The organism is Agromyces sp. C10, assembly GCF_023217995.1.
Taxonomy (GTDB): Bacteria; Actinomycetota; Actinomycetes; order Actinomycetales; family Microbacteriaceae; genus Agromyces; species Agromyces indicus.
In genome coordinates this window covers 70,423-96,924 of the sequence record NZ_JALPSX010000009.1, presented here as the reverse complement: position 1 = coordinate 96,924, position 26,502 = coordinate 70,423, and the positions used below count along the sequence as shown (strand labels likewise).

The following is a 26,502-nucleotide window of genomic DNA, read 5'->3' as shown; positions in this document are numbered from 1 at the left end:
CGTGGCGCCACTGCCTCGGCCGGCTCCCGCTCCCCCGGGCGGAGGTCACTCTGTGTAGAAGGAGTCGACATTGTCAGGCGTGATTCGAGTGGAGGACATCGTGATGTTCTCGGGCTTCTCGCCATCGGCGGCCGCGAGCAGCAGCTTCACGTTGTTCGCGGCGAGCTCCTTCGCGGGCAGGATGTACCCGAAGCGCCAGATGCTGTCCTGTTCCTTGATGATGTCCAGCGATTCGTTGGTCGCGTCGAGTGCGGCAAGGAGGTAGTCGGGGTCGTCCGGTGCCACGCCCTTCTCGAGCAGCGTTCGGTAGGCGCCGATCATCTGATCGGAACCGACTGACAGCCAGACCTTGGTGTCGGGGTTGGCGGCGAGCTGGTTCGCCGCCCCGTCCGAGCCGTCCTGGATGGTCAGCGCGGGCATGTCGGTGAGGTCGACGTTCGCACCGGCTTCGGCGAGGCCGTCCTTGATACCCTCCGAGCGCTCGATCCCGAGGTCGGTCTCGTAGTAGCTGAAGAACCCGACCGGCACCTTCTCGTCACCGAAATGCTCGACGATCCACTCGCCGGCGTCCTTGCCCAGGGTGAAGCCGTCGTTGTAGTTGTCGATGATCAGGGCGGCCTGGATTCCGTCCCACTCCGTGGCGTACCCGACCACCGGGATGCCAGCGTCGTTGGCCTGCTGGGTGACCGGCACCATCGAGTCCGACTGCACCGGGTAGCCCATGATGGCCTTCACGTCGCCGCGTTGAATCCAGGACTCCCAGCTCGAGACCTGGTTCTGGATGTTCCACTGGGGGTCGTCGCTGAGCAACTCGTATCCAGCCGCCTCGATTTCGGGTTCCATATACTCCAGCTGGTCGACCCAGATCTGGATGTCCAGGCCGGCGAAGCTCATCGCGACAGCGCCATTCGAACCGGCGTCTCCGCTCGAGTCACCGGCCGCTCCCGAGGCGGCGCAGCCCGACAACCCGAGGGCGACTGCGGCCGCACCCAAGGCGAGCATCCGGGTGGTCATTCTGTTCATGTTGCTTCTCCTGCGAGTGAATGGATGCCGCCCAGATCTCACGGCATCGGTGCTGTGTGGACCTACTCCACCCCAGAGCACGCCGACCCGCATGCAATGTTTTACGTATTCCGCGGCGCGGTTGCGAGAACGTTACGCACCTTGGAGGCGGATACGCAAAATGACGCATGCCACGTTCTCTCGGGCCCCGCAGAATCAGTGTGTGCCGTAACCGGCGCAATTGAGCGGGGAGGGAGGCACATGCGCACGATCTCGTGGCCGGATGGCCACAAGTATGCGGCGACGATCAGTTTCGACTTCGACGCCGAGGAAGTCTGGATCGGTGAGAATCCCGCCAACGCCCAGAAGCCCGGCGTGCTCTCCCAAGGAGCCTATGGCGCGCGCGTCGGTGTTCCGCTCATCCTGAAACTGCTTCAGAAGCACGGCGTCACTGCAACGTTCTTCGTATGCGGCCGCGATGCGGAGCGCCATCCCGACGCGGTCCGCGCGATCGTCGCGGCCGGGCATGAACTCGCGCACCACGGGTACACGCACACCAACCCAACCGAGTTGTCGCCGGAGGCCGAACGCGAAGAGCTGGTGCGCGGCTTGGAGGTACTGCGCGGCCTCGGCGGCGAGATCAGCGGATACCGCTCGCCCTCCTGGGAGCTCACTGCTCACACGCTGGACCTGCTGACTGCGAACGGATTCACCTACTCCTCGAACCGGTTGGACGATATCTTTCCCTACGAGTTGCCCGGCACAGAGCTCGTAGAGCTGCCGGTCTCGTGGATCCTCGACGATGCGCCGCACTTCTGGTTCGCCAACGACACGTGGGAGAAGACGATCCGCTCGCCGCGGGAGGTTCTCGATGTATGGCTTCCCGAAATCGATGGCATCGCCCAGCTGGGGGGCCACGTCATGATCACGGCGCACCCGATGCTCATCGGCCGGCCTTCGCGGCTCGCGATGCTCGACCAGGTCATCACTCACCTTCTCGAGACAGGCGCGTGGATCTGCACTGCCGCCGAAGCGGCAGCGGAAGTGCCGCGATGAACGGTCCCGTTGCGATCGTCACCGGCGCGGCGCAGGGTCTCGGCGCTGAGATTGCGCGCACGCTCCTCGCGCACGGTTACCGAGTCGTCGCAGCCGACCGGTCGAGGCGGGTGGTCGACACCTTCAGCACTGCCGTCGCGGACGCCGGGGTGACCGCGGTGCAGGTAGATCTCGGTGGACGGGGCGCCGGCGACGAACTGGTCGCGGCCGCTCTCGAAGTGTTCGGCCGGTGCGATGCCATCGTCAACAACGCTGGGGTCGGAGGGCCGAGCCGGCCGACTGCCGATCTCGGCGACGACGAGATACTCGAAGTCCTCGCGGTGAACCTGCTCGGCGCGGTGCATCTTTCCCGCGCCGCTATGCCGCACCTGCGTGCATCTGGGGCCGGGCGCGTCGTCAACATCGGCTCGGTCTTCGCCGAACGGCCCTCGCCGGGCGACGCCGCGTACGGGATGTCGAAGGCGGCTCTCGCAGCGCTGACGCGGTCGATTGCTCTTGGGGAGGGGCCAAACGGCGTCACCGCGAACACCGTCGCGCCCGGGTACATCCTCACGGAGATGCACAGGGCTGAAGCAGCACGGCTGGCCGAATTGGCCGGCGTTGGAACTGACGAGCAGCTCGCCCGATTTAGAGCCGAGGTCCCCGTGCGCCGACACGGGACCTCGACGGACATCGCCCACACCGTGCGCTTTCTTCTCTCCCATGAGGCGTCCTACATCTCGGGCCAAGTGATCCGGGTGGATGGCGCGCTCTCAATCACCTGAGTCTCAACACCACAGCCCGACGACTCCCGCATCACGACGAGGTTCCCCATGGTCCACACTCCCTATCCGCGCATTCGCATTTCAGGCGGTCCGCTCGAACGCGGCCGGCAATACGGCGAGCTCGCACGTCCGCAGATCCACGCCGGCCGGGAGGGATACGAGCGAACCTTCCACCACAGCGGAATCAGTTGGGAGCGCGCCGTCACGTATGCGCGCCGCTACGCCGAACCGATCGCCGAGGTGTTCCCCACCGTAATCGCCGAGCTCGAAGGCATCGCCGCCGGTTCCGGGCTGGACTTCGATGACGTGCTCGCGATGAACTGCCGCACCGAGATCATGTGGTCCCGAGTGAACGAAGACGCTGGCACACGCATTCCGGGCGAATGCAGCTCGTTCGGCTTCGCACCTGAGCGCACCCAATCGGGCGACGTGTTGATCGGCCAGAACTGGGACTGGCTCATGCATGCGTTCGACAGCGTCATCCTGCTCGAGGTCGACCGAACCGACGGCCCGAGTTATGTCACCGTCGTCGAGGCTGGACTGCTGGCCAAGTCAACACTCAACTCAGCAGGTCTCGGCATCGCAGTGAACACGCTCATCACGAGTAACGACATCGATACCCACGGCCTCCCCTTCCACGTGCTCTTGCGGGTACTCGCCGACTGCCGTCGCGTGTTCGACGCCGTCGAGTTGCTCGCGTCGCATCGCCGAGCCTCCTCTGGGCACTACCTCGTCGGGGGCGCGGATGGGGCGGTGCTGAGCATCCAGTGCGAACCGGGTGGGATCGGTGGAGTACATCCGATCCCTCCCACCAGGGGCCTGGCCACCCATACGAACCATTTCGTCAGCCGCACCCGCGGCGACGACCTCTCTCCGCTCGTGATGCCGGACAGCTTCGTCCGCATGCAGCGCCTACGCGACCTTCTCGACGAATCCGAGCCTGCCTCGATCGACTCGATCCATCGCGCACTCAGTGACCACACCGATCATCCCGGGTCGATCTGCTGCCACCCCGATCCACGCAGCGACGAAGCGGCACGCTGGGCGAGTATCAGCTCGATCATCATGGACCTCAACGAACGCGAACTCTACCTCAGCGAGGGGAACCCGTGCGAGGTGCCCCGTCGTCGAGTCGGCTTCGGCAGCCTGCTGCAGCCGTCCTCAGAGACGAGCGGAGCGCGATCGTGAGCGTCATCGTCGTCTCGGGTGCCGCCTCGGGGATCGGAGCGGCCGTGCGGCGCGCGGCAGTCAGCGCCGGACATCGAGTTCTGGCACTCGACCTGTCGGCTCCCCAGGAACGTGACCTGGATCCCGGCACGCATTGGGAGCGGTGCGACGTTACTGATCCTGACGACATCGATCGGGCGCTCGACCGTGGGCACGCCGCACTTGGAGAATGCGCAATCGGGCTCGTACATTGCGCGGGGGTGTACCTGAGGTCACCCTCCGAAGCGCTCGACCTCGACATCTGGCGGCGTGTATTGGACATCAACGCATCCGGCAGTTTCCATCTCGCCTCCCTCGTCGGCCGAAGGATGCTCGAGAAGGGACGGGGAAGTATCGTCCTGCTCAGTTCTACAGCACACGCCCTCGGCGACGCGGTAGAGCCCAGCGCAGCCTACGCGGCGAGCAAAGGCGCGGTCGCGTCGCTCGGGCGGCAACTCGCCGTCGAGTGGGGTGCACGTGGCATTCGCACGAATGTCGTCGTTCCGGGCGTGATCGATACCCCGATGACGACGATCGTCGATCACGAGGACGGCTTCCGCCGGGTGGTCTCGACGATCCCTCTCGGCCGACTGGGTACCGCTGATGAGGTCGCGCAGGTGTGCCTGTTCCTCACATCCGATGCCGCATCCTTCGTGAACGGCGCTGTTGTTCCGGTCGATGGTGGGCAACTCGTGAGCTGAGCGTCATCGGTCGAGACGGTAATCGGCGCTTCCAGGACGCGAACACCGCCGGTAGGGGCGCTCCCCTTTGTAAAGACGCGGCTGTCGCGCTTGTCACGGTTAACTCACGGTTTTGCCGAACTCACCTATGCTCACTTTGTTTCACATTTCGCGTGATTCCGCGGCTCGTGAGCCCGAGTGAGCCACCGTGAACCGGCACTTAGGAACTTCTGCTTCCCAAGCAGACAGCGCGGGTTCGATTCCCGTCATCGGCTCTTCTGAAAAGCGCCTGATCAGAAAGCTTTTCTATCCCCCGAAGGCGGCGGCGCGGCGGGTGAGGACCACCGGACGAACTCGAGCAGACCGGTGAAGCCAAGCGATGGGGCCGCTGGCGTCGCACTCACGATCGCTCCACGTGTCGCGATCCACGGCGATGCTCTCAGCCGGTCGACGGCGGCTGAGGATGAGAGCCCGCCTCAGCGGTCCACCCGCGCCGCCAGCAGGCGACGCTCGGCGTCGTTGGCCGTGAGTTCCAGGGCGCGCAGGTCCTCGGCCATCGCCTCGTCCCGACGGCCGAGGTGCCGGAGCATCCGCGCGCGCACGGCGTGCCAGAGGTGGTACCCCGTGAGGGCGCGTCCGAGCGCATCCACCTCGTCCAGTGCCGCCTGCGGTCCGTCGACCTCGGCGAGCGCCACCGCGCGGTTCAGCCGTACGACCGGCGAGCGGTCGTACGCCAGCAACATGTCGTAGAGCGTGAGCACCTGGAGCCAGTCGGTGTCGCCGCCGTCGCGCGTATCGGAGTGGCATGCGGCGATCGCCGCGTGCAACTGCCATCGTCCCGGGCGGCGGAGCTTCGCGGCCTTCTCGAGCACGGCCTGTGCCTCGGCGATCATCTTGCGATCCCACCGCGCCCGGTCCTGATCGGCGAGCAGGATGAGCTCGCCATCGACGGCGCGTGCCCCCTCGCGTGCTCGATGGAACAGCAGCAGTGCGAGCAGTCCCTGCGCCTCCGCCTCGCGCGGCAGCTCGTGCGCGACGACGCGCGCGAGCCACACGGCGTCGTCGGCGAGGTCGCGGTCCGCGGCCGCGTCTCCGCCTGCGACCAGGTGGGCCTCGCTGTACATCACGGAGATTACGGTCAGGACGATGTCCAGGCGCGCGGCCCGCTCGGATCCCTCGGGGATCCGCAATGGGATGCCAGTCGCACCGATCTTCCGCTTGGCCCGAACGATCCGCTGCGCGACCGTCGATTCCGGCGCCAGGGTGGCTCGCGCGATCTGCGCCGTCGTGAGACCGCAGATCGCGCGGAGGGTCAGGGCGAGCTGCGCGTCCGGGGAGATGGCGGGGTGACAGCAGCCGAACAGGAGCGGCAGTCGCTCGTCGGGCTCGCCGGCGAGCGGGGCGGCCTCGGCCGGGTCGGCGAGCAGTGCCAGCTTCTCGCGGTACCGCTTCTCGCGCCGCAGGCGGTCGAGGGCGTTGTGGCGGGCCGCCTGCGTCAGCCATCCCCCGGGATTGGGGGGCACCCCGCGCGTCCGCCACTGGCGCACGGCCTCCTCGATCGCCTCGGCGACCGACTCCTCGGCGAGGTCGAGGCTCCCGAGCCATCCCGTGAGCGCCGCGACGATCCGCGCGGACTCCTCGCGGATCACCCTGGCGAGGAGTCGATCGGATGCCGCGGAGGGCTCCCGACCCGACTCCGCCGCTGCGGCATCCGCTTCGTTCACGGCTCGATGCGGGTCTAGTGGACGACGATCGGGCGGATCTCGACCGCGACGCCGGGCAGCTCGAGCAGCGGCCACGTCTTGACGATGGCGATCGCGGCGTCGAGGTCGGGCACGTCGATCACCTGGAATCCGCCGATGACCTCCCTCGCCTCCAAGAACGGTCCGTCGGCCACGACCGGCTCGTCACCGCCGTGGCTGACCGTGGTCGCGGTGGTGACCGGCTGCAGCTGGGCGCCGGACTCGGTCATCACCTCGCGGTGCGTGCCGAACCAGTCGTAGGTGCGGCGATAGGCCTGCTCGAGCTGCTCGGGCGACGCCGCGGCGTCGAGTTCGGGCGTGGTGGTGAACATGATGACGTACTTCACGGTCGTGTCCTTCCGTCATGGGAACCGTTTCATCCCTACAGCGAACCGGCAAGCACGAATTCGACACGAGCCGCTCGGAAATCCATCTCTTCGCCTGTGTACTCCGCGCCGGCATCGAACCCGAGGGCACCAGACGCGGCACTGCAGCGACCGCGTACGCCTGCATGGCGGACGCGGTCGGCTCGTCGGTGGGAGCGGTCAGAACGGGTTCGTCGCCGTGTCCACGAGCGGGCGGACCTCGACGCCGCCGCCGGAGGCGGGACACAGCTTGGCGAGCTCGACGGCATGGTCGAGGTCGCGCGCCTCGACGACGTAGTAGCCGAGGAGGGCCTCCCTGCTCCGGACGAACGGGCCGTCCGTCACCGTGCCGCCAGCCTTGATCGTGGTCGCCGTCGTCACGGGCGCGAGCGCCCCGCCGCCCGTCAAGGACCCACCCAGCTCGGCGACGTGCTGGGTGAACGTGCGGTGCGCGTCGACCACCGTGGCCCACTCCTCGGGCGGCATGGTCTCGTAGAACGCCGGGTCTTCGTAGATGAGGATCGCGAACTGGGACATGGAACTGCCTCCTGCACTGGGTCGCGGGCCGGCCTGTCCGGCTCCGTCACGGAGACAGCGAACGCCCGGCCGCGAGATCGACAACCACCGGGAAGAGACTCCAGACGACTCGCGCTTCGCTCACCGGGCGTCCCGCTTCACTTCCTGTGCGAGCATCACGATGATGCCGCTGGGGCCGCGGACGTACGTGAGCTTGTAGAGGTCCTCGTACTCCGCCACGCCACGGAGGGGATGGCAGCCGTGCCGTGCGGCGATCGCGAGAGCCTCGTCGATGTCGTCGACCGAGAAGGCGACGCGGTGCATGCCGATCTCATTGGGGAGCGTCGGCTGCGTCTCGATGGCCAGGCCGTCGAGGTACTCGAAGAGCTCGAGCCGACCGGAGCCGTCCGGCGTCTGCAGCATCGCGATGCGGGCGTGGTTGCCATCCAGGCCGACCGCGGTGTCCGTCCATTCCCCGCTCACCTCGTCGCGCCCCACGAGCTGGAGGCCGAGGTCGGTGAAGAAGGCGATCGTCTCGTCGAGATCCCGGACGGCGATCCCCACGTTCTCGAGTCGTGTGGCCATGCGCCGCATCGTACCGAGCAGGGTCCGCATTCCGACACCGCGTGGTGCCCAGCGGCATCCGTCTCAGAGCCGGAACCGCGTGCGACCGGCGACGATCGTCTCCACGACCTGCGCCTCCAAGAGCGAGCGCAGTCCGCGCTCGAACGGGTCGGTGTCGAGCACCACGACGTCGGCCGCGTAGCCCGGTGCGATTCGGCCGCGCCAATCGCCGTCGCCGACGGATGCCGCGGCATCCCGGGTCGCATGGCCGAGCGCTCGGTCGAGGGGCAGCGCGTACCGCGGATGGACGGCCGACACGGATGGATCGAGCGCCGAGGCGCGCGTCGAGGCGACGTACATGTTCGCCAGGGCGGCATGCGGCGCGGTCGGCGCGTCGGTCGAGAAGGCGAGCAGGGCTCCCGCGTCCTCGTATTCGGGCCACGGGAATGCGCGTTCGACCCGATGGTCGCCGAGCATCTCGGCCCAGTTGGCGAAGATCGCGGGGTCGGCGTGCACCGGCTGCATCGAGGCGGTGACGCCGAGTCGCGCCATCCGCTCGGCCGTACCGGGGGCGGCGTACTCGAGGTGCTCGACGCGGTGGCGACGGTTCCGTGCGCCGTTCACGGCGATCGCGCGTTCGATGGCGTCGAGCGCGATCCCGCTCGCGAAATCGCCGATCGCATGCAGGGCGACCTGCAGGCCGGCCGCATCGGCGGCGACGACGACGGGCTCGAGGTGTTCGCGCGGCCAGATCGGTTTCCCGTTCGATCCGTCGGCGTACGGATGGTGCAGGGCGGCGGTGCAGGCGTCGATGGTGCCGTCGAGGATGAGCTTGATCCCCACGACCCGCAACCAGGGCGACGGCGGGTCGGCGGCCAGCTCGGCGGCGCGTGCGACCTGGGCGAGGTTCGCGGCCTCGTCACCGGTGTTGTCGATGATCCAGTGCGCGGCGACGCGGAGCGGCAGCTCCCCGCCGTGACGCGCGCGGGCGCGCTCGAACGCCGCGAGGCCGAACTCGTCGAACGCCATGTCGACCACGCCGGTGACCCCGCTCGCCAGGTAGGCGTCGATGGCGCGCTGCGCGTCCTCGTCCCGGTCCTCGTCGGTCGCTTCCGCGTCCCGCTGCGCCCACGCGTACTGCATCGCCGCGGTCTCGTAGAGCAGTCCGGTCGGTTCGCCTCCCGTATCCCGGGCGATCTCGCCGCCGAGCGGGTCGGCCGTGTCGCGCGTGATGCCCATCTCGGCGAGCGCCGCGGAGTTCACCCAGCACGAGTGGTAGTCGTTCGCGTCGAGGTAGACGGGGATGTCGGCGACGACCGCGTCGATCATCGCGGCGGTGGGCGCGCCGGCCGGCACCGAGTCGAAGAGCCACCCCCGGCCCCGCAGCACGGTCGCCTCGGGATCCTCCTCGCGCGCCCGGCGCAGGCGGGCCTGGATCTCGTCGAGCGACCGGGCATCGGTCAGGTGCACCTGACCGAGGGCGGCCCCCATCATGAGCAGGTGCGTGTGGGCGTCCGTGAATCCCGGGAGCACGAGCCGGCCGCGCAGGTCGACCGTGACATCGGCGGGCGGCGCGTCGTCGTCGGCGCCGACGAACACGATGGTGTCGTCGCGGATGGCCAAGGCCTCCGCCCACGCGCGTTCCCGGGCGGGGTCGGCGGTGAAGACGCGCCCGTTGAGGTACCGGGTGATCACGGGCGGCCCCTCCCTCCGAGCGGCGTGCGCAGCAAGCCCGCGTAGAGCGCACCGGCGACGAGCATGCCGACGGGCACCGAGAGGTCGACGAACTGCGTGGCCTCCGCGACGGGGCCGGCCCAGACGCTCGTGGCCAGGCAGAGCGCCGTCGCCAGCCCACCGAGGAGCAGGGCGGCCACGCCCGGGACGCTCCATCCCCTCGTGTACCAGAACCGGCCTCCCGGGTGATCGTCGAACAGCTCGGCGCCGTCGTACGCGTAGCGGCGCAGCAGCACGTCGACGACGAAGATCGCCATCGCGGGTCCGGACACGATGACCAGGAACTGCAGCATGAGGTTCGCCGCCTCCAGCAGGCTCGACGACAGCACGAGGTAGATCGTCAGGGCGGTTCCCACCACGCCCACGATGATCGCGGCAGGGATGCGGCGGAGCCGGAACCCGATGGCCTGCAACGCCATGCTCGACGTGTACGTGGTCATGGCGTTGAGGGCGATGGTGTTGATCACGACGCCCACCACGAGGACCGGACCGAGCCACGCGGGCAGGAGGTCGAGCAGGGCGGCGTCGAGTCCGCCGTCGAAGGCGGCCGCGCTCATCCCGGTCGCGAGCAGCACGCCGACGCTCGTGAAGGCGATGAAGGGGACGGCGCCGCCGAGCCCCGTCGCGAGGGCGATGCGCGAGGGCTTCGTCGAACGCGGGAGGTACCGCGCGATGTCGGGACTGTTGATGAACGACAGCGGTGTCGAGGCGAGGATGGTGAACCCGATCGTGAGCGACGACCACAGCGCGGCCCCGGCCAGAGGCTCGGGAGCGGTGTACTGCCAGTCGACCGTCGGCAGGATGAATCCCGCGACCACGAGGAAGATCACGAACAGCGCCGCGGCCATGTAGGAGTAGGCGCGGACGATGAGCCCGTGGCCGAAGATGGCGACGACGATCGTGATCGTCGCGACCACGACCGTCACGCCGATCGGCACCCACACGGGGTCGTCCATGCCGAGCCGACGGAGGAGGTCGGCTCCCATGAAGGATGACGCGAGCCAGGTCAGCGACAGGAAGACGGCGCCGATGAACCATCCGACGAACGCCACGAACAGACGGTTGCCGAGGATGCCGTACATGGCTCGGGTGACGACGGACCCGGACGTGCCGGCCGCGGGTCCGCTTCCGGCGATGAGTCCGGGGAAGACCCACAGGAGTGACGCCGCGACGATGACCGCGAGCGCCTGCCAGACCTCGAGTCCGAGCAGGATGAGCGTGGCTCCGATGGTGAGGTTCAGGATGCTGACATTCGGTGCCGCCCAGACGAAGAACAGGTCGCGGGCGCGACCGTGTCGTTCCGAATCGCTGACGAGCTCGATGCCGCGCGTCTCCGGGCGGGATGGCGCGTCGACGAACTCGTCGGGGTGGGGCGGCGCGTGCAGCGCGGGCGGGGTCTGGGTCATGGGGGCGCCTTTCACGGGAAGCATCGTTGCTATTGGTCACGTGCCCAATGGACTATTGGTCAGTCATTCAATAGGCTGGCCGACGTGACGTCAAGTCCTGCAGCGACTCGAATCCGCAAGCCCCCGGCGGAACGGCGGGAGGAGATCCTGACCCACGCCGCCGCGATCGCGCTCGAAGGCGGGCTCGAACGGATCACGCTGCGAGCCGTCGCCGAGCGGCTCGGCGTCCGCCCCGGCCTGATCACCCACTACTTCCCCGCCGCGGAAGACCTCGTCATCGAGGCGTTCGTTCGGGCGGCGGTGCACGAGCGGGAGCAGTTCTTCCCGACATCCGGCGAACCGCTGGACCGGATGGCGCACTTCATCGCCCACGTCGAGAGCGGCGCGTCGACGCCGCTCGCCCGGTTGTGGCTGAACGCGCGGCACCTGTCCCGATTCAGTCCCGCGCTCGAGGCGGCACTCCAGGAGCAGGATGCCCTCGATCGCGAGCGCCTCACGGAGATCATCGAGGATGGCATGCGGACCGGCCGCTTCCCCGTGCCGGACGCGGAGGCGGCCTGCATCCGCATCCTCATCGCCGTCGACGGCAGCGGATCGTACGTCAACAGCGCTTCGGAGGCTATGCATCCGGCGCAGAGACACGTCGTGGCCGACATGGCGGATTGGGCACTCGGCCTGGAGGCCGGCACGCTCCGCGCGGCCGCCGGGGCTCTGCGCCATCCGATCGGGTGAGGCCCGTGGCGCCGCACACGCTCAGACTTTCCCGAGGTTCACGCAGCGCAGCCGTTTAGACTGGGCCATCCGAGGGGAGTACTCCGGCACGGTCGCTCGTCATTACGGATGCACGCCGCATCCCGGGCCATCGGTCCCTGATCGCAGGGATGGAGGAGACCTTGGCGTCGATCCGTCACGCCAGGTTTGGAGTCCCTCTTGAATGTCACCCCGCTCGTCTGGGCCATCACGATCGCGGTCACGATCGTCTTCTTCGTCTACGAGTTCTTCGCCCACGTGCGGAAGCCCCACGAGCCCACGATCGGGGAGTCGGCCCGGTGGTCGGCGTTCTACATCGCGCTCGCGCTGCTGTTCGGCGTCGGCATCGGCGTGGTCTCCGGCTGGACGTTCGGGGGCGAGTACTTCGCGGGATACCTGACCGAGAAGGCACTGTCGATCGACAACCTGTTCGTCTTCCTCATCGTGATGGCGAGCTTCGCCGTGCCGAAGATCTACCAGCAGAAGGTGCTGATGATCGGCATCGTCATCGCGCTGGTCCTGCGCGGCATCTTCATCGCCGTCGGTGCCGCCCTGATCGAGAACTTCACCTGGGTCTTCTACCTCTTCGGCGCCCTGCTGCTGTACCTCGCCTGGCACCAGGCGTTCGCGCACGACAGCTCGAACCCGGCCGACGGCAGGTTCATGCGTTTCATCCGCCGGCGCCTTCCGGTCACCAACGAGTACCACGGCGACAAGCTCACGGTGCGGATGGACGGCCGGCGATGGGTGACGCCGATGCTGCTGACCATCATCGCCATCGGCTTCGTCGACCTCATCTTCGCCGTCGACTCGATCCCGGCGATCTACGGACTGACCGAAGAGGCGTACATCGTGTTCACGGCGAACGTGTTCGCGCTGATGGGGCTGCGGCAGCTCTTCTTCCTCATCGGCGGCCTGCTCGAGCGACTGGTGTACCTCGCCCAGGGGCTGGCCGTCATCCTGGCGTTCATCGGCGTGAAGCTGCTCATCCACGCCCTGCACAAGAACGAGTTGCCGTTCATCAACGGCGGCGAGCCGATCACGGTGATCCCCGAGGTCCCGATCTGGCTGTCACTGCTGTTCATCGCGGTGACGATCGCCGTGGCCACCGTCGCGAGCATCGTCAAGACGCGCGGCGCCCGCCGCATCCCGGCGGCCGATCGGGTGGCGGCCGGGGTCACCGAGACGGACGCCCGTGAGGACCGCGCCGTCCGCTGACCCCGCGGCATGTCGTCTGGCATGATGGGGGCTCGGTGGGGACCGGGGCCTGCGAAGGGCCGGGAGACGAGGGGCGCACGGATGACTCGAAGCGCCGTTCGCGGCACCAGGGCGCTCGGCGCGCTGTGGGCGGCGACCTCCCTCGCCCTGATCTCGTCGGCATGCACTCCCGCCGCATCCGGCGGTTCGCCGACGTCGTCTGCGAGCGAGACCGCCGCGGCGACCCCGGATGCCGCGCAGGAGCTCGACGCGAGCGACGAGCTCAGCGCACTGGAGCAGGAGTACGGCGCCCGTGTCGGCGTCTACGCGATCGACACCGGCTCAGGCGACGTCGTCGCCTACCGCGGCGACGAGCGCTTCGCCTACGCCTCGACGATGAAGGCGTTGCTCGCGGCGGCGATCCTGCAGCAGGTGGACGACCTGGACCGAGTGGTCCCCTACTCCGCGGACGTGCTCGTGAGCCGCTCCCCCGTCACCTCAGGGGCCGTCGGCACCGGACTGAGCGTCCGCGACCTCGCCGAGGCAGCCGTGCGGGTGAGCGACAACACCGCGGCGAACCTGCTGCTCGATCAGCTCGGTGGCCCGGAGGGGTTCGCCGCCGTGCTCGCCGAGGCCGGCGACGCAACGACCAACCCCGTGCGGGTGGAGACCGAGCTGAACACCGCCGTCCCGGGCGACACGCGCGATACGAGCACGCCTCGAGCGCTGGTCGAGTCCCTCCGAGGATTCGCGCTCGGCGGCCTGCTCACCGACGCCCGGTCCGACACCCTGATCGAGTGGATGAGCGGCAATGCCACGGGCGACACCCTCATCCGGGCCGGAGCGCCCGACGCGGCGATCGTCGCCGACAAGTCCGGCACCGGAGGCCACGGCACGCGCAACGACCTCGGGATCGTCTGGCCCGTCGACGGCGAGCCGATCGTCATCGCGGTGCTCACCACCCGCGGCGTCCCGGACGCCCCCAGCGACGATGCACTGGTCGCGGACGCCGCCGCCGCGGTCCTCGGCGCGTTCGGCTGAGGGTCGCCGGCCGAGCAGCCTGTCGCCGCAGTCGGATGCGGCCGGAACCGTCGCGGGGTAGCCTGCCCTATGGGCAACGGCGAACGACGGTCATCCGCGAACGAAGTCGGGCGCCGGGTGCGGAAGCGTCTGCCGCGGCGACGGTTGGCCGATCTGGTCCTCCCCGCCGACCGGGACCCCCTCGGCATCCTCGAGGAACAGCACGCGTCGAGGCTGAAGGACCTCGTGCCGGTGCGAGTGGGACGGATGCTGCAGTCGCCGTTCTCGTTCTACCGGGGCACGGCGGCGGTCATGGCGGCCGACCTGCGCGGTGCACCCACCACCGACCTCGAGGTGGTCTCCTGCGGCGACGCCCACATCTCGAACTTCGGCTTCTTCGCCTCGCCCGAACGCGCGCTCGTCTTCGACCTCAACGACTTCGACGAGGGCGGCGTCGCGCCGTGGGAGTGGGACGTGCGCCGGCTCACCGCGAGCGTGCACCTCAGCGGGCGCGACATCGGCCTGAGCGAGGACGCCTGCCGCGACGCCTCCTTCGCCGCGGCCGATGCGTACCGCGAGACGCTGCGGGGCTATTGCCGCCTCTCCTCCCGGGAGCGCTACTACGCTCGCGTCGACACCTCCTCGGTCGCACGTCACCTCGGCGAGAAGGGCGAGCGGACGGTTCGCAAGGCGGCGAAGAAGGCCCGCGCACGCACGTCCGAGCGGCTCCTGCAGCGCCTGACGACGTATTCGGTCGACGGCGGCATCCGCATCGTCGACCAACCTCCGGTGCTGCGCCACGTCGACCACGCGACCTTGGGCGAGGTCACGGACCTCTTCACCCAGTACCGCGCGACCCTGCGCGAGGACATCGCGTTCCTGCTCGAGCAGTACCGCGTGGTCGACTTCGCCCTCCGGGTCGTCGGCGTCGGCAGCGTCGGCACCCGCTGTTACCTGCTCGCCGTCGAGGGTCCCACCGGCGACATGCTGTTCCTCCAGGTCAAGGAGGCGCCGCCGTCGGTCCTGACGACGTACGGGGGTCGGCGGTCGATCGTTCCCGGTCGCCCCGGCGTGACGGACTTCATCGAGGGCCACCGGGTGGTCGCCTGCCAGCGGATCCTGCAGGCGAACTCCGACCTCTTCGTCGGATGGATGCGCGGCTGGGCCGGTGACTCCGCGGATCGCCACCGGGTGGACTACTACTGGCGGCAGTTCCGCGACATGAAGGGGTCGATCGATCCGGCCACGCTCGACACCGACCAGTTCCGCTCGTACGGCGCGCTGTGCGCGGGGCTCCTGGCTCGGGCGCACGGTCAGTCCCCCGCCTCGGCCGCGGTCGTGGCCTACCTCGGCCGATCCGAGCAGTTCGCCGAGGCGACGGCGGCATGGTCGGCCGCCTACGCCGATGTCGCCGAGGCCGACTTCGAGCAGCTCCGTCGAGCCGTCGCATCCGGACGCCTTCAGGCCGAAACCGGCGTGTGAATCGGGGGGCCGGCCCGGAACTCAGAACCGGGACCCACCGGTCTCGAGGTAGTCGTTGACCATCTTGACGACGCTCGCGCCCTCGCCGATCGCCGCCGACATGCGCTTCACCGACCCGCTGCGGGCGTCGCCGATGGCGAACACCCCGGGCACCGAGGTCTCGAGGGGCTGCCGGCGCGAGTCCGGAGACGCCGTCCCGGTACCCGTGAGGAGGTAGCCGCGCTCGTCGCGTTCGATGTCCGACCCGAGCCACGAGGTCGCGGGCCTGGACCCGATGAAGACGAAGAGGTACCGGGTGGCGATCTCCTCCCGGCGGCCCGAGGGACGATGTTCGACGACGACCGACTCGAGGTGCGTCGCGCCGGTCGCCTCGACCACCTCGGTTCGCCGGTGGACGCTGATCCGCGGTCGGGCCTCCACCTGGGCGATCAGGTATCGCGACATGCTCTCGGCCAGGTCCGCCTCGCGCACGATCAGGTGAACGCGCGTCGCGGTCCCGGCCAGGAACACCGCCGCCTGCCCGGCCGAATTGCCGCCGCCCACCACGACGACCGGGTCGGTGCCGCATTCGCGAGCCTCGTTGACCGTCGCTGCGTAGTAGACGCTGGTGTACTCGAACCGATCGAGATTCGCTGCCGCGAGGCGGTTGTACTCCATCCCGGATGCCACCACGACCGCTCGTGGCGAGATGATCGTTCCGTCCTCGAAGCGGACCTCCAGCGCCCCTCCGTCGGACGTGAGTCGCTCGGCGGTGGAGGGGGCGAACAGCGTGGCGCCGAACTTGCCGACCTGGAGCGTGGCGCGCTCGGCGAGCTCGGCGCCCGAGATCCCCGACGGGAATCCGAGGTAGTTCTCGATCCGCGCCGACCGCGCGGCCTGGCCGCCCGTCGCGACGGCATCGGCGAGCACGACCGAGAATCCGTCGGATGCGGCGTAGACGGTGGCGGCGAGGCCGGCCGGCCCCGCGCCGACGACCAGCACGTCGCTGGTGGTCGGGGGACGGCTTCTTCGCAGGCCCAGCGCCTGCGAGACCTCCGCGATGGAGGGATTCCGAAGTATGCGCGACCCGCCGATGATGACGACCGGCACGTCGCCGACGTCGAGGCCGAGGCGCCGCACGATGGCTTCGGCGGCGGGATCGCGTTCCAGGTCGAGCAGCCGGTGGGGTATCCGGTTGCGAGCCGCGAAGTCGAGCAGCCGGCGGGTCTCGGGAGAGAAGCGCGATCCGACGATGCGCAGCCCGCTGCCGAAACCGATCGCCATCGACCGACGGATGAGGTACGCGCGCAGGATGACATCGCCGAGCAGCGGGTCGCCCGCCACGATCTGCTCCAGCGCGGGGATCGGCACCTCGAGCACGCTGCCTCGCTCAAGCGCAGCGATCGTGGCGAACGAGGCCTGCCCTTCCAGAAGTCCGATGTCGCCGACGAAGCGGCCGGGACCGTGGATCTCGATCTGCGCATCCGCGGCGACCGGTCCTTCACGGCCGAGTTCCTCCTCCGAAGGGAGGTCCGGATCGCCGTCGTGGACCATGACCCGACCCTCGAGCACGACGAAGAACGACCCGAGGGCCTCGCCCGCCCTCGCGAGCACCTCGCCCTCGGAGACCGGCCTGGTCGTCCCGACCTCGCTCAGCGTCTGCAGCTGGACGGGCGTGAGCCGCGGATACGCGCCGAGCGCGTCAGGGGTCTCCGCGGCCAGGTTCGGTGTTTCGGAGCTGCTCGTCATGCGAAGTCCTCGTCCAGGTAGCACCAACGCCAGCTCTCGCCCGGTTCGAGTGAGCGGACGATCGGATGTCTCTCGTGCAGCGCGTGGGCCCGGGCATGCCGCATGGGTGACGAGTCGCAACAGCCGACCCTGCCGCAGGTGAGGCACAGTCGGAGGTGGACCCATCGGGAGCCGATCGCCATGCAGTCCTCGCAGAACCCCGGGTACGCGGCGCCACCCGGCGGGCGAAGACGAGGTGCGGATCGGGGCGCGCCATCACGGATCACGCCCCGGGTCCGTGCCGCTCCCGGCCGAATCGGCGTCCTGGGCACCCTTCGCCATGGCGTCGTCGAACCATCGGCGCAGCACCTCCACGGGTGCAGCGCCCGCCTGCCGTGCGATGACCGTGCCGTGGTGCATGATCAGCAGCGTCGGCACCGCCTGGACCGTGAACCGCGACGAGAGTCGGGGCGCACGGTCGACGTCGACCTTGACCAGCTTCACCTCGCCCGCCCGCTCGGTCGCCAGCTGTTCGAGCACCGGACTGACCATGCGGCACGGGCCGCACCAGGTCGCCCACATGTCGACGATCACCGGCGGATCCGCCTGCTCCGCGATCTCGCGGAAGGTGTCGTCGAGCGCGTTCACGATCCAGGGCAGCGCGCGATGACAGTTGCCGCACCGTGGCCGCCCACCGGCCGCGACGGGCACCCGGTTCTTTCGTCCGCAGTTGGGACACCGGATGACGGTGGTCGCCCCGGGGGTCGTCATGCCATGACCTCCGCATCGGCATCGGATTCGACCGGCACGTCGACCACGTCGACGGCCAGGTCGCCGTCCCGGACGTCGATGCGCACGGTGGAGCCCTCCATCACCTCCCCGGAGAGGAGCGCCCTGCCGAGGCGGGTCTCGATGTCGTGCGAGATGTACCGTCGCAGAGGCCGCGCGCCGAACAGCGGGTCGTATCCGCGCTCGGCGATCAGGCGCCGTGCCTCCGGCGTCAGTTCGAGCGTGATCTGGCGTTCGTCGAGGCGGCGGCGCAGGTCGCCCATCATCAGGTCGACGATCGACTCGATCTGCTCGAGCCCGAGCGGGGCGAAGATGATGATGTCGTCGACGCGGTTGAGGAACTCCGGGCGGAAATGGCCGCGCAGCTGCCCGAGCACCCGGTTCCGCACGTCCTCCGCGATCCCACCGCTGCTGTCCCGCGCACCGGTGAGCAGGTCCTCGGCCCCGATGTTCGAGGTCATGATCACGATGGTGTTGCGGAAGTCGACCGTCCGTCCCTGGCTATCGGTGATGCGGCCGTCGTCGAGCACCTGCAGCAGCGTGTTGAAGACATCCGGATGCGCCTTCTCGATCTCGTCGAAGAGCACGACGCAGTACGGCCGCCGTCGCACCGCCTCGGTGAGCTGGCCGCCCTCGTCGTACCCGACGTACCCCGGCGGGGCTCCGACCAGCCTGCTCACGGTGTGCCGTTCCTGGTACTCGCTCATGTCGAGGCGGATCATCGCGGACTCGCTGTCGAACAGGGCACCGGCCAGCGCCTTCGCGAGCTCGGTCTTGCCGACGCCCGTCGGCCCGAGGAAGATGAACGACCCGATGGGCCGGCGAGGGTCGCGAATACCCGATCGGGCGCGGATGATCGCCTCGGTGACGAGCTCCACGGCCTCCTCCTGCCCCACGACGCGCTCGCGCAGGACCTCGTCGAGCTTCAGCACCTTCTCGCGTTCACCCTCCTGGAGGCGCGCCACGGGGATGCCCGTCCACGCCGCGACGATCTCCGCGATCTCCTCCTCGGTCACGACTTCGCGCAGCAGCCGCTGCCGGCCCTGCTTCGACCGGAGCCGCTCCTCCTCGGCGGCGAGGTGGCGTTCGAGTTCCGCGAGCCTGCCGTAGCGCAGCTCGGCGGCGCGGTTGAGGTCGTAGCTCCGCTCGGCGTCCTCGGCTTCGCGGCGCACCCGCTCCAGTTCGCCGCGCAGTTCCTGCACCTTGCGGATCGCCTGGCGCTCGGCCTCCCACTGCGCGCGTTTCGCGTCGGCTTCGGCGCGCAGGTCGGCGAGTTCGCGTCGCAGCTCCTCGAGGCGGATCCGGCTCGGCTTGTCCTTCTCCTTCTCCAGCGCCGCCTCCTCGATCTCGAGCCGGGTCACGCGGCGCGTGAGCTCGTCGAGCTCCGCCGGCATCGAGTCGATCTCGGTGCGCAGCCGGGCACAGGCCTCGTCCACGAGGTCGATGGCCTTGTCGGGCAGGAACCGGTCGGTGATGTACCGGTGCGAGAAGGTCGCGGCGGCCACGAGGGCGTTGTCCTGGATGCGCACGCCGTGGAAGACCTCGAGGCGTTCGCGCAGTCCGCGCAGGATCGAGATGGTGTCCTCCACGCTCGGCTCCTCGACCATCACGGTCTGGAAGCGCCGCTCGAGGGCGGCGTCCTTCTCGATGTGCTGGCGGTACTCGTCCAGCGTCGTCGCACCGATGAGGTGGAGTTCGCCTCGCGCGAGCATGGGCTTCAGCATGTTTCCGGCATCCATCGCGCCCTCGGTCGCGCCCGCACCGACGAGGGTGTGGAGCTCGTCGATGAACAGCAGGATGCGGCCCTCGGCGGCGACGACCTCGGCCAGCACCGCCTTCATCCGCTCCTCGAACTCGCCACGGTACTTGGCGCCCGCGACGAGGGCGGCGAGGTCGAGCTGGAAGATCGTCTTGTCCCGGAGCCCCTCGGGCACGTCGGTGCGGACGATCCGCTGGGCGAGGCCCTCGACGATGGCCGTCTTGCCGACGCCGGGCTCGCCGATCAGCACCGGGTTGTTCTTCGTCTTGCGCGACAGGATCTGGATGACGCGCCGGATCTCCGTGTCGCGCCCGATGACCGGATCGAGCCGACCCGCGCGCGCATCGGTCACGAGGTCGCGGCCGTACTTCTCGAGCGCCTCGTACGTCTGCTCCGGCGTCGCGGAGTTCACGTGCTGGTTGCCGCGAACGGCGGTGAGCGCGCTCAGGAAGGACTCCCGGGTGACGCCGTTGCTCCGCAGATGGCGGGCAGCTGCACTGCCCGAGGGATCGTCGGCGAGTGCCAGCAGCAGGTGCTCGACCGAGACGTAGGAGTCCTTGAGTCGTGTCGCTTCCCGCTCGGCGCGATCGAGGGTCGTCGCGAGGTTCTTCGAGACGAACACCTGACCGGGCGTCGCCCCCGGGCCGGTGGTCCTCGGCTTGCGCTCGATCGCGCGCCGCACGTCGTCGAGCAGCGCCGTCAGGTCGACGCCGGCCGCTTCGAGGAGTCGCGGGATCAGCCCGCCCTCCTGCGTGAGCAGTGCGAGCAGCAGGTGCTCGTCATCGGTCTCGGTCTGCCCGTTCCGGCTCGCGATGCTCTGGGCGTCCTGCAGGGCTTCCTGGGACTTCTGGGTCAGCTTGTTCATCTCCATTTCGGAGGCTCCCTTCCGGAGGACATCACCCATCGCCGGTTCTCGAGCGCATCGATCCTCTCGAGGAGGTCGATGACCAGGGCGACGGCGGCGTAGTTGAGCGACAGGTCGGCGTGCAGTCGCACGATGCGACGGACGAGTTCGGGCGCGGCCGGCGTGAACCACAACCGACCCGACCCGTCCTGCCTGGCAGGAACGAGACCGAGCTCGACGAACCGGCGCACCAACTCGGGATGCACCCGGGACGCGGCGGCGACCATCTCGAGGTCGAGACGGGGCGGCAGCACCGGGAGGAGGGGCGAGCTCATGAGGACGACCTCGGATCGAAGGCGGACTCGCGCCTGAGCTGCTCGAAGAGCTCCCGCTCACGGTCGGTGAGGTGCGGGGGAACCATGATCTTGACCTTGGCGAACAGGTCGCCGGGCCGTCCGCCCTGCTCCGGCATCCCCTGGCCCTTGAGTCGCAGCCGCCGGCCGCTGGAAGAGCCGGGCGGCACCCGCACTGTGACCGGACCGCCGGGTACCCGAGTCGACACGCTCGCGCCGAGAGCGGCCTCCCAGGGCGAGATCGGCAGGTCCATCTCGATGTCCTTGCCGTCGAGCCGGAGCCGACGGTCGGGCCGGACCCTGAAGGTGACGATGAGGTCTCCGGACCCGCCGTCCCGCCTCCCCGCACTCCCGCCGCCGGCGATGCGGATGCGCTGCCCGTCGAGGACGCCCGGCGGGATCTGGATGTCGAACGTCTGACGGTCGCCGTCCGGTCCGGCCAGGACGATGGTGCGCGGGCCACCGCGGAAGGCCTCCTCGACGGTGAGTTCGAGTTCGACCTCGCTGTCCATGCCCCGCATCGAGCCGAAGACATCGCCGAAGAGGTCTTCCCAGTCGACGGTGGCTCCGGCGGCGCCCTGCGCGCTCGACCAGGTGAAACCGGACGGTCCCGGGCGGGCCCTGGTGCGACCGCGGCCCCCACCGCTCCGGGCGCCGCGGGCCTGCGAGGCGTATTCGCGCTCGGCGGCCGCGTACTGGCGGAACTCGGGCCCGTACCGGTCGTACTGGGCCCGCGTCTCCGGGTCGGCCAACACGTGGTAGGCCTCGCTGATCTGCTTGAACTTCTCCTCGGCGTCCGCCTTCTTGTTCACGTCCGGGTGGTACTTGCGTGCGAGCTTGCGATAGGCACGCTGAATCTCCTTGGCGTCCGCCGAACGCGAGACGCCGAGCAGCTGGTAGTAGTCGTCGACCACGCCGTCACTCTTCCGCCGCAGTGACCACGACCCCGGCGGGCCGCAGCAGGCGTTCAGGCGTCCCGAACCCCAGCCGCGCCACTGCCGTGACCGTGCGCGGCGGCACGTCGGCGCGCTCGACGACCGAGACGACCTCATGGATGCGGGGGTCGAACGGCACATCCACGTCGTCGATGCGGGGGTAGCCGAGGCGCTCGAGCGCGGCGACGGCGTGTTCCCGGATCGAACCCACGCCTTCGGCGAGGCCGTCGTCGACCTGCCTGGCGTAGGTGACCGCATCCGTCAGCCCGTCCACGACGGGGAGGAAGACGGATGCCGCGCGCGCCCGCTCGGCGTCCTGGGCCAGCGCGAGGTCGCGGGCAGCCCGCTTGTGCGCGTTGTCCAGGTCCGCCGCCGCACGACGCCAGCGGTCCTCCAGTTCCGCGAGCCGTGGGTTCACGTCCTCCTGCGGGGCCGGGGAGGGTTCCTCCGGAGGGCTGGGCACCTCGCTGGGCGCACCGCGCTCATCGGGCTCCAGGTCTCGCTCATCCGGGTTTCCCATCTCCCGAGGCCCCTCAGGCTCGATCGAACTCGGCGTCCACGACGTCGTCGGAATCCTCCGTCTCGCCGGGGCTCCCTGATGACGACGCCTCGGCGGAGCGAGCGACGGACAAGGCCGCCTCCACCTGCTGCAGTTCGCTGGTGAGTTCCCTGGCCTCGGACGCTGGGACCTCTCGCTCGACGGCCTCCCTCGCCTGCCCGACCAGCATCTCGGCACGGGAGCGCTCGTGTTCCGGTACGGCTCCGCCGAGCTCCGACAGCGCCCGCTCGACCCGGTACGCGGCGGCGTCCAGCTCGTTCCGTGCGTCGATGTCCTCACGCAGGCGCTGGTCTTCGGCGCGGTGCTGCTCGGCTTGCTGCACCATCCGCTCGATCTCGGCCTGGTCGAGGTTCGTGGTGCCGCTGATGGTGATGCCCTGCTCGGCACCCGTGTCCTTGTCGCGCGCATTGACGTTGAGGATGCCGTTGGCGTCGATGTCGAACGTGACCTCGATCTGGGGCTCGCCGCGCGGCGCGGGCCGGATGCCGGTCAGGGTGAACCTGCCCAGGACCCGGTTGTCGGCGGCGCGCTCGCGCTCGCCCTGGAGCACGACGATCTCGACGGAGTCCTGGTCGTCCTGGGCGGTGGAGAACACTTCGCTCCGGCGCGCCGGGATGGTGGTGTTGCGCTCGATGATCTTGGTCATCACCCCGCCCCGCGTCTCGACGCCCAGCGAGAGCGGCGTGACGTCGAGCAGGAGCACGTCGCTGACCTCGCCCTTCAGGACGCCCGCCTGGGTGGCCGCGCCGATGGCGACGACCTCGTCCGGGTTCACGGTCATGTTCGGGTCCTTGCCGCCGGTGAGCCGCTTGACGAGGTTCTGCACGGCGGGGATCCTCGTCGAACCGCCGACGAGGATGACTTCGTCGATGTCGTTCTCGGAGACCTTGGCATCCTCCATCGCCTGGCGCACCGGGCCGAGGCAGCGCTCGACCAGGTCGGCGGTGATGTTCTCGAACGCGGAGCGCTTCAGCGTCGTGGTCAGGTGCTTCGGGCCGGTGGCATCCGCCGTGATGAACGGCAGGCTGACCTGTGTCTGGCTGACGCTGCTGAGCTCGACCTTGGCCTTCTCGGCTGCTTCGAACAGTCGCTGAAGGGCCTGGGGATCCTGGCGGAGGTCGATGCCGTTGTCCTTCTGGAACTCGTCCGCGAGGTAGTCGACGATGCGGCGGTCGAAGTCGTCGCCGCCGAGGTGGGTGTCGCCCGCGGTCGCGCGCACCTCCACCACGCCGTCGCCGACGTCGAGCAGGCTCACGTCGAACGTGCCGCCACCGAGGTCGAAGACGAGCACGGTCTCGTGCTCCTTCTTGTCCATGCCGTATGCGAGGGCCGCCGCGGTCGGCTCGTTGATGATGCGGAGCACCTCGAGACCGGCGATGCGGCCGGCGTCCTTCGTCGCCGTGCGCTGCGCGTCGTTGAAGTACGCCGGGACGGTGATCACCGCCTCGGTCACCTTCTCACCGAGGAACTTGCTCGCGTCGTCGGCCAGCTTGCGCAGTACGAGCGCGCTGATCTCCTCGGGCGCGTGCAGCTTGCCGCGGATGTTGAACCTGGCTTCGCCGTTGGGCCCGGGCGCGATGTCGAATCCGACCGCCTTGGCCTCGTCTTCGATCTCGTCGAACTTGCGCCCGATGAATCGCTTGGCTGAGGAGATCGTGCCCTTGGGGTTCAGGATCGCCTGTCGTCGTGCGAGTTGCCCGACGAGTCGCTCGCCGGTGTCCGTGAACGCGACGACGGACGGGGTCGTGCGAGCGCCTTCCGCATTCGGGATGACCTTCGCCTCTCCCCCCTCCCACACGGCGACCACCGAGTTCGTGGTGCCGAGGTCGATGCCGACTGCTTTGGCCATGAGAAGTTCCCTTTCGTGGTGTCGTCGGCTCGAGCGCCCGACGGCGTTTCGTCGTTCACGGTTCCTGTTGACGACCGCGGACGCGTCGGGAGCCCGCCGAAGCCCATCCGGCTCAGTGCGCTCTCCTCGCTCGGCGACGGTCTGCCTCGTGCCGAGTCTTGCGCCTCCGGCCCGGCCGCATCTTCGCCCTGCGAGGGCGAAAGAATCGGCCGACGCCTGCACTATCGGACCCAACCGGAACGGACTAGGTTGAGACGCGGGGGTGCACCGCGATGTGCGCAATGAGTGATCCGAATCCTGTCGCGCAGTCCCACCTCGATGCCGAGACGCAATCGGGGCGGTACGACCTCTTCAGGGTGGGCTCGAAGATGTTCGAGCACCCGTCCATTCGGGGAACGCTGCGGCTCGCGGTCGCCTCGGCCAAGGCGATCGCGGGATGCCTCGTTCGCGCCGTGTACGTCGCCGCCGACGATCGGCTCGTCCGCTACTCGGGCAGGGCGAACCGCAGCCTCGACCTGCTGGTCGATGCGCGGGCAGGCCAGAGCGGCGTGATCGACGATCGTGACGTCTGGCGCTACGCGCTGGTCTTCTGGGGAACCGGAAAGGTCAGGGGAGCCTTCGTGCTCCAGTCGGCGACGGAGCCATCCAAGGAGGAGATGTTCCTGCTCCACGCCCTCGCGGAGCCGACCGGAGCAGCCCTGGCCACGGCGGAGCTCATCGACCGAGAGCGTGCTCAGGCCCGCGAACTCCGTACGATGAAGGCCACGATCTCGCAGCTGAACTCGCACCGCAACATCCGTGACGTGATCCTCGCCGCGGCCGGCACGGGCGACGGTGAGGCCCGGATCGTCGAGGCGGTGAGTGCCATCACCCGGCGGCCCGTCGTCCTGCAGGACTCCTTCGGCGCCGAGCGCGCCTTCGTGGCGGTCGGCGGATCTGCGGCGCCGTCGCGCCTGCTCCACCCTGACGACACGCCCTCGACCACCGCATCGCCCGTCGCCGAATGGCGTACGACGCCGATCCGCTCCCGGGGGGAGACGCTCGGCGTCATCGGCATCCACGATCCGGACGACAGCCGGAGCGAGGACGATCGATTCGCCATCGAGTACGCCAGCGAGATGATCGCCGTCGAGCTCGCCCACCATCGGAACGTCGCGGAGGTCGAGACCCGCCTGGGACGCGACCTCGCGGACGATCTCGTTGCCGGCGCCCATGCCGTCGATGCGGTGGCGCGCGCCGAGGCACTCGAGTTCGATCTCAGCGGCGCGCACCGCGTGATGCTCGTTCGTTGGGAGTCGCCCACGCCGAACGGCGTCGACATCGGCGCGGCGCTGCGGCACGAACTGGCGGCGATGCACGTGCCGGCGCTGATCTCACGGCGGTCGGAGGGGGTGGTCGCTGTGGTCGCCGGCGATCACGACTTCTCCGATCTCCACCAGAGGTTGTCGACTTCGGTCTCCAGCACCCAGGGCACCATCGGCGTCGGCGGAGCCCACGCCGCCGACGACCTCGCCCACTCGTTCGCCGAGGCGAGCCGGGCCCTGCATCTCCGCGTCGAGTCGCGGCGGCCGTTCGGCGTGTCGAACCACGACGACCTCGGCCTGCTTCGCATCCTCGACACGTCCGGTGACGGGATGGAGCTCGAACGTTTCGTTGACAAGTGGCTCGGGGCGCTCGTCGGGCACGATCGGGATCACCGCTCGGAACTCGTCCGGACGCTCGGCGCGTATCTCGACTCAGGTGGCAACTACGATCGCGCGGCGGAATCACTGCTCATCCACCGGAGCACGCTGCGGTACCGGCTCGGCCGCATCCGCGAGCTGCTCGACTGCGACCTCACCGACCCCGACTCGCGGCTCAACCTCCACATCGCCGTTCGCATCCGGGCAGCGATTCGGGACAACCTCCGGTAGAGCCGCCTCGGAGGCGCTGGTGCATCCGGGCGTGGAATCGGGCGCGGATCCAGTCACCGTCGTTCACCGCGTCGACGCAGGCAGCGGCGAGCTCCTCCAACTCATCGCGTCGAAGCTCCTCGATCGCCTCCAGTTCGATCGCATGGCGAAGACGAACCCACCGCTCCAGCATGGCTCTCCTTCACCTCGGTCCCGTATCGGGGCATCCGGGTGCGGCCACGGCTCCACCCCGTGGCCGCATCCGGATGGTTCATGGGGCGTCGCGGACGAGCGCCAGGTCGTGCGATCCTCCGCGCCCGGCGGGCTCGAC

General features: G+C 69.2%; 24 protein-coding genes. 9 read left to right on the top strand and 15 right to left on the bottom strand.

Going from position 1 to position 26,502, the window contains the following annotated elements; all coding sequences use genetic code 11:
• Positions 1-45: 45 nt before the first annotated feature.
• The gene (locus tag M1L56_RS11610; protein WP_248599349.1) at positions 46-1,014 is read right to left on the bottom strand and encodes a sugar ABC transporter substrate-binding protein; all 969 of its coding nucleotides are present in this window, start codon (positions 1,012-1,014) and stop codon (positions 46-48) included.
• 249 nt (positions 1,015-1,263) lie between these two features.
• Between M1L56_RS11610 and M1L56_RS11605 the strand changes: the two genes are divergently transcribed.
• From M1L56_RS11605 to M1L56_RS11590, 4 genes are read left to right on the top strand one after another with little or no spacing between them, the layout of a single operon-like run.
• The gene (locus tag M1L56_RS11605; protein ID WP_248599348.1) at positions 1,264-2,058 is read left to right on the top strand and encodes a polysaccharide deacetylase; all 795 of its coding nucleotides are present in this window, start codon (positions 1,264-1,266) and stop codon (positions 2,056-2,058) included.
• Positions 2,055-2,822 carry an SDR family NAD(P)-dependent oxidoreductase gene (locus M1L56_RS11600; protein ID WP_248599347.1) on the top strand — a complete coding sequence of 256 codons (768 nt, stop codon included), beginning with the start codon at positions 2,055-2,057 and terminating at the stop codon, positions 2,820-2,822. Before M1L56_RS11605 ends, M1L56_RS11600 begins: the two co-directional genes overlap by 4 nt.
• A 48-nt stretch (positions 2,823-2,870) precedes the next feature.
• Positions 2,871-4,010 (top strand): C45 family peptidase, encoded by a 1,140-nt coding sequence (locus M1L56_RS11595; protein ID WP_248599346.1) that lies wholly within the window; start codon positions 2,871-2,873, stop codon positions 4,008-4,010.
• Positions 4,007-4,729, top strand: coding sequence for an SDR family oxidoreductase (locus tag M1L56_RS11590; protein WP_248599345.1), 723 nt, complete (start codon positions 4,007-4,009; stop codon positions 4,727-4,729). The genes M1L56_RS11595 and M1L56_RS11590 overlap by 4 nt, the downstream gene beginning before the upstream one ends.
• A gap of 455 nt (positions 4,730-5,184) precedes the next feature.
• On the opposite strand, the gene M1L56_RS11585 is transcribed toward M1L56_RS11590, so the two are convergent.
• The 6 genes from M1L56_RS11585 to M1L56_RS11560 form a co-directional block, all read right to left on the bottom strand.
• The gene (locus M1L56_RS11585) at positions 5,185-6,432 is read right to left on the bottom strand and encodes an RNA polymerase sigma factor (protein ID WP_248599344.1); all 1,248 of its coding nucleotides are present in this window, start codon (positions 6,430-6,432) and stop codon (positions 5,185-5,187) included.
• A 14-nt stretch (positions 6,433-6,446) separates the two neighbouring features.
• Entirely contained in the window at positions 6,447-6,797 is a 351-nt protein-coding gene (locus M1L56_RS11580) for a YciI family protein (protein ID WP_248599343.1), read from the bottom strand.
• A 198-nt stretch (positions 6,798-6,995) separates the two neighbouring features.
• A complete protein-coding gene (locus M1L56_RS11575) occupies positions 6,996-7,352 on the bottom strand; it encodes a YciI family protein (RefSeq protein WP_248599342.1) in 357 nt (118 codons plus the stop codon).
• Positions 7,353-7,472: 120 nt separating this feature from the next.
• Complete coding sequence (locus tag M1L56_RS11570; protein ID WP_248599341.1) at positions 7,473-7,916, bottom strand: VOC family protein; 444 nt, start codon at positions 7,914-7,916, stop codon at positions 7,473-7,475.
• A gap of 63 nt (positions 7,917-7,979) precedes the next feature.
• Complete coding sequence (locus M1L56_RS11565; protein WP_248599340.1) at positions 7,980-9,590, bottom strand: amidohydrolase; 1,611 nt, start codon at positions 9,588-9,590, stop codon at positions 7,980-7,982.
• Positions 9,587-11,035, bottom strand: coding sequence for a cytosine permease (locus tag M1L56_RS11560; protein ID WP_248599339.1), 1,449 nt, complete (start codon positions 11,033-11,035; stop codon positions 9,587-9,589). The genes M1L56_RS11565 and M1L56_RS11560 overlap by 4 nt, the downstream gene beginning before the upstream one ends.
• Between M1L56_RS11560 and M1L56_RS11555 the strand changes: the two genes are divergently transcribed.
• The 4 genes from M1L56_RS11555 (at position 11,009) to M1L56_RS11540 (ending at position 15,484) form a co-directional block, all read left to right on the top strand.
• On the top strand, positions 11,009-11,767 hold the full coding sequence (locus M1L56_RS11555) for a TetR/AcrR family transcriptional regulator (RefSeq protein ID WP_308198859.1): 759 nt from the start codon (positions 11,009-11,011) through the stop codon (positions 11,765-11,767). The two genes, M1L56_RS11560 and M1L56_RS11555, sit on opposite strands and share 27 nt — an antisense overlap.
• Before the next feature lie 198 nt (positions 11,768-11,965).
• Positions 11,966-13,003, top strand: a complete 1,038-nt coding sequence (locus M1L56_RS11550; protein WP_248599338.1) for a TerC family protein — start codon at positions 11,966-11,968, stop codon at positions 13,001-13,003.
• Positions 13,004-13,084: 81 nt separating this feature from the next.
• Complete coding sequence (bla, locus tag M1L56_RS11545) at positions 13,085-14,023, top strand: class A beta-lactamase (protein ID WP_248599337.1); 939 nt, start codon at positions 13,085-13,087, stop codon at positions 14,021-14,023.
• 144 nt (positions 14,024-14,167) lie between these two features.
• Positions 14,168-15,484, top strand: a complete 1,317-nt coding sequence (locus M1L56_RS11540) for a DUF2252 domain-containing protein (protein ID WP_248599336.1) — start codon at positions 14,168-14,170, stop codon at positions 15,482-15,484.
• Positions 15,485-15,505: 21 nt separating this feature from the next.
• Here M1L56_RS11540 and M1L56_RS11535 read toward each other — a convergent pair whose 3' ends face one another.
• The 8 genes from M1L56_RS11535 to dnaK form a co-directional block, all read right to left on the bottom strand.
• Complete coding sequence (locus tag M1L56_RS11535; protein WP_248599335.1) at positions 15,506-17,212, bottom strand: FAD-dependent oxidoreductase; 1,707 nt, start codon at positions 17,210-17,212, stop codon at positions 15,506-15,508.
• Positions 17,209-17,394: a UBP-type zinc finger domain-containing protein gene (locus M1L56_RS11530; protein WP_248599334.1), complete on the bottom strand. Its 186-nt coding sequence runs from the start codon at positions 17,392-17,394 to the stop codon at positions 17,209-17,211. The genes M1L56_RS11535 and M1L56_RS11530 overlap by 4 nt, the downstream gene beginning before the upstream one ends.
• Before the next feature lie 73 nt (positions 17,395-17,467).
• Positions 17,468-17,962, bottom strand: coding sequence for a thioredoxin (gene trxA / locus M1L56_RS11525; protein WP_248599333.1), 495 nt, complete (start codon positions 17,960-17,962; stop codon positions 17,468-17,470).
• Complete coding sequence (gene clpB / locus M1L56_RS11520) at positions 17,959-20,610, bottom strand: ATP-dependent chaperone ClpB (RefSeq protein ID WP_248599332.1); 2,652 nt, start codon at positions 20,608-20,610, stop codon at positions 17,959-17,961. Before clpB ends, trxA begins: the two co-directional genes overlap by 4 nt.
• Complete coding sequence (locus M1L56_RS11515; RefSeq protein WP_248599331.1) at positions 20,601-20,918, bottom strand: chaperone modulator CbpM; 318 nt, start codon at positions 20,916-20,918, stop codon at positions 20,601-20,603. Before M1L56_RS11515 ends, clpB begins: the two co-directional genes overlap by 10 nt.
• A complete protein-coding gene (locus tag M1L56_RS11510) occupies positions 20,915-21,850 on the bottom strand; it encodes a DnaJ C-terminal domain-containing protein (protein WP_248599330.1) in 936 nt (311 codons plus the stop codon). The genes M1L56_RS11515 and M1L56_RS11510 overlap by 4 nt, the downstream gene beginning before the upstream one ends.
• Positions 21,851-21,854: 4 nt before the next feature.
• The gene (locus M1L56_RS11505; protein WP_248599329.1) at positions 21,855-22,289 is read right to left on the bottom strand and encodes a nucleotide exchange factor GrpE; all 435 of its coding nucleotides are present in this window, start codon (positions 22,287-22,289) and stop codon (positions 21,855-21,857) included.
• A 115-nt stretch (positions 22,290-22,404) separates the two neighbouring features.
• Positions 22,405-24,279 carry a molecular chaperone DnaK gene (dnaK, locus tag M1L56_RS11500; protein WP_248599328.1) on the bottom strand — a complete coding sequence of 625 codons (1,875 nt, stop codon included), beginning with the start codon at positions 24,277-24,279 and terminating at the stop codon, positions 22,405-22,407.
• Positions 24,280-24,560: 281 nt separating this feature from the next.
• Here dnaK and M1L56_RS11495 point away from each other — a divergent pair, with 281 nt between their 5' ends.
• Entirely contained in the window at positions 24,561-26,192 is a 1,632-nt protein-coding gene (locus M1L56_RS11495; protein ID WP_248599327.1) for a CdaR family transcriptional regulator, read from the top strand.
• The last annotated feature ends 310 nt before the right edge of the window (positions 26,193-26,502 follow it).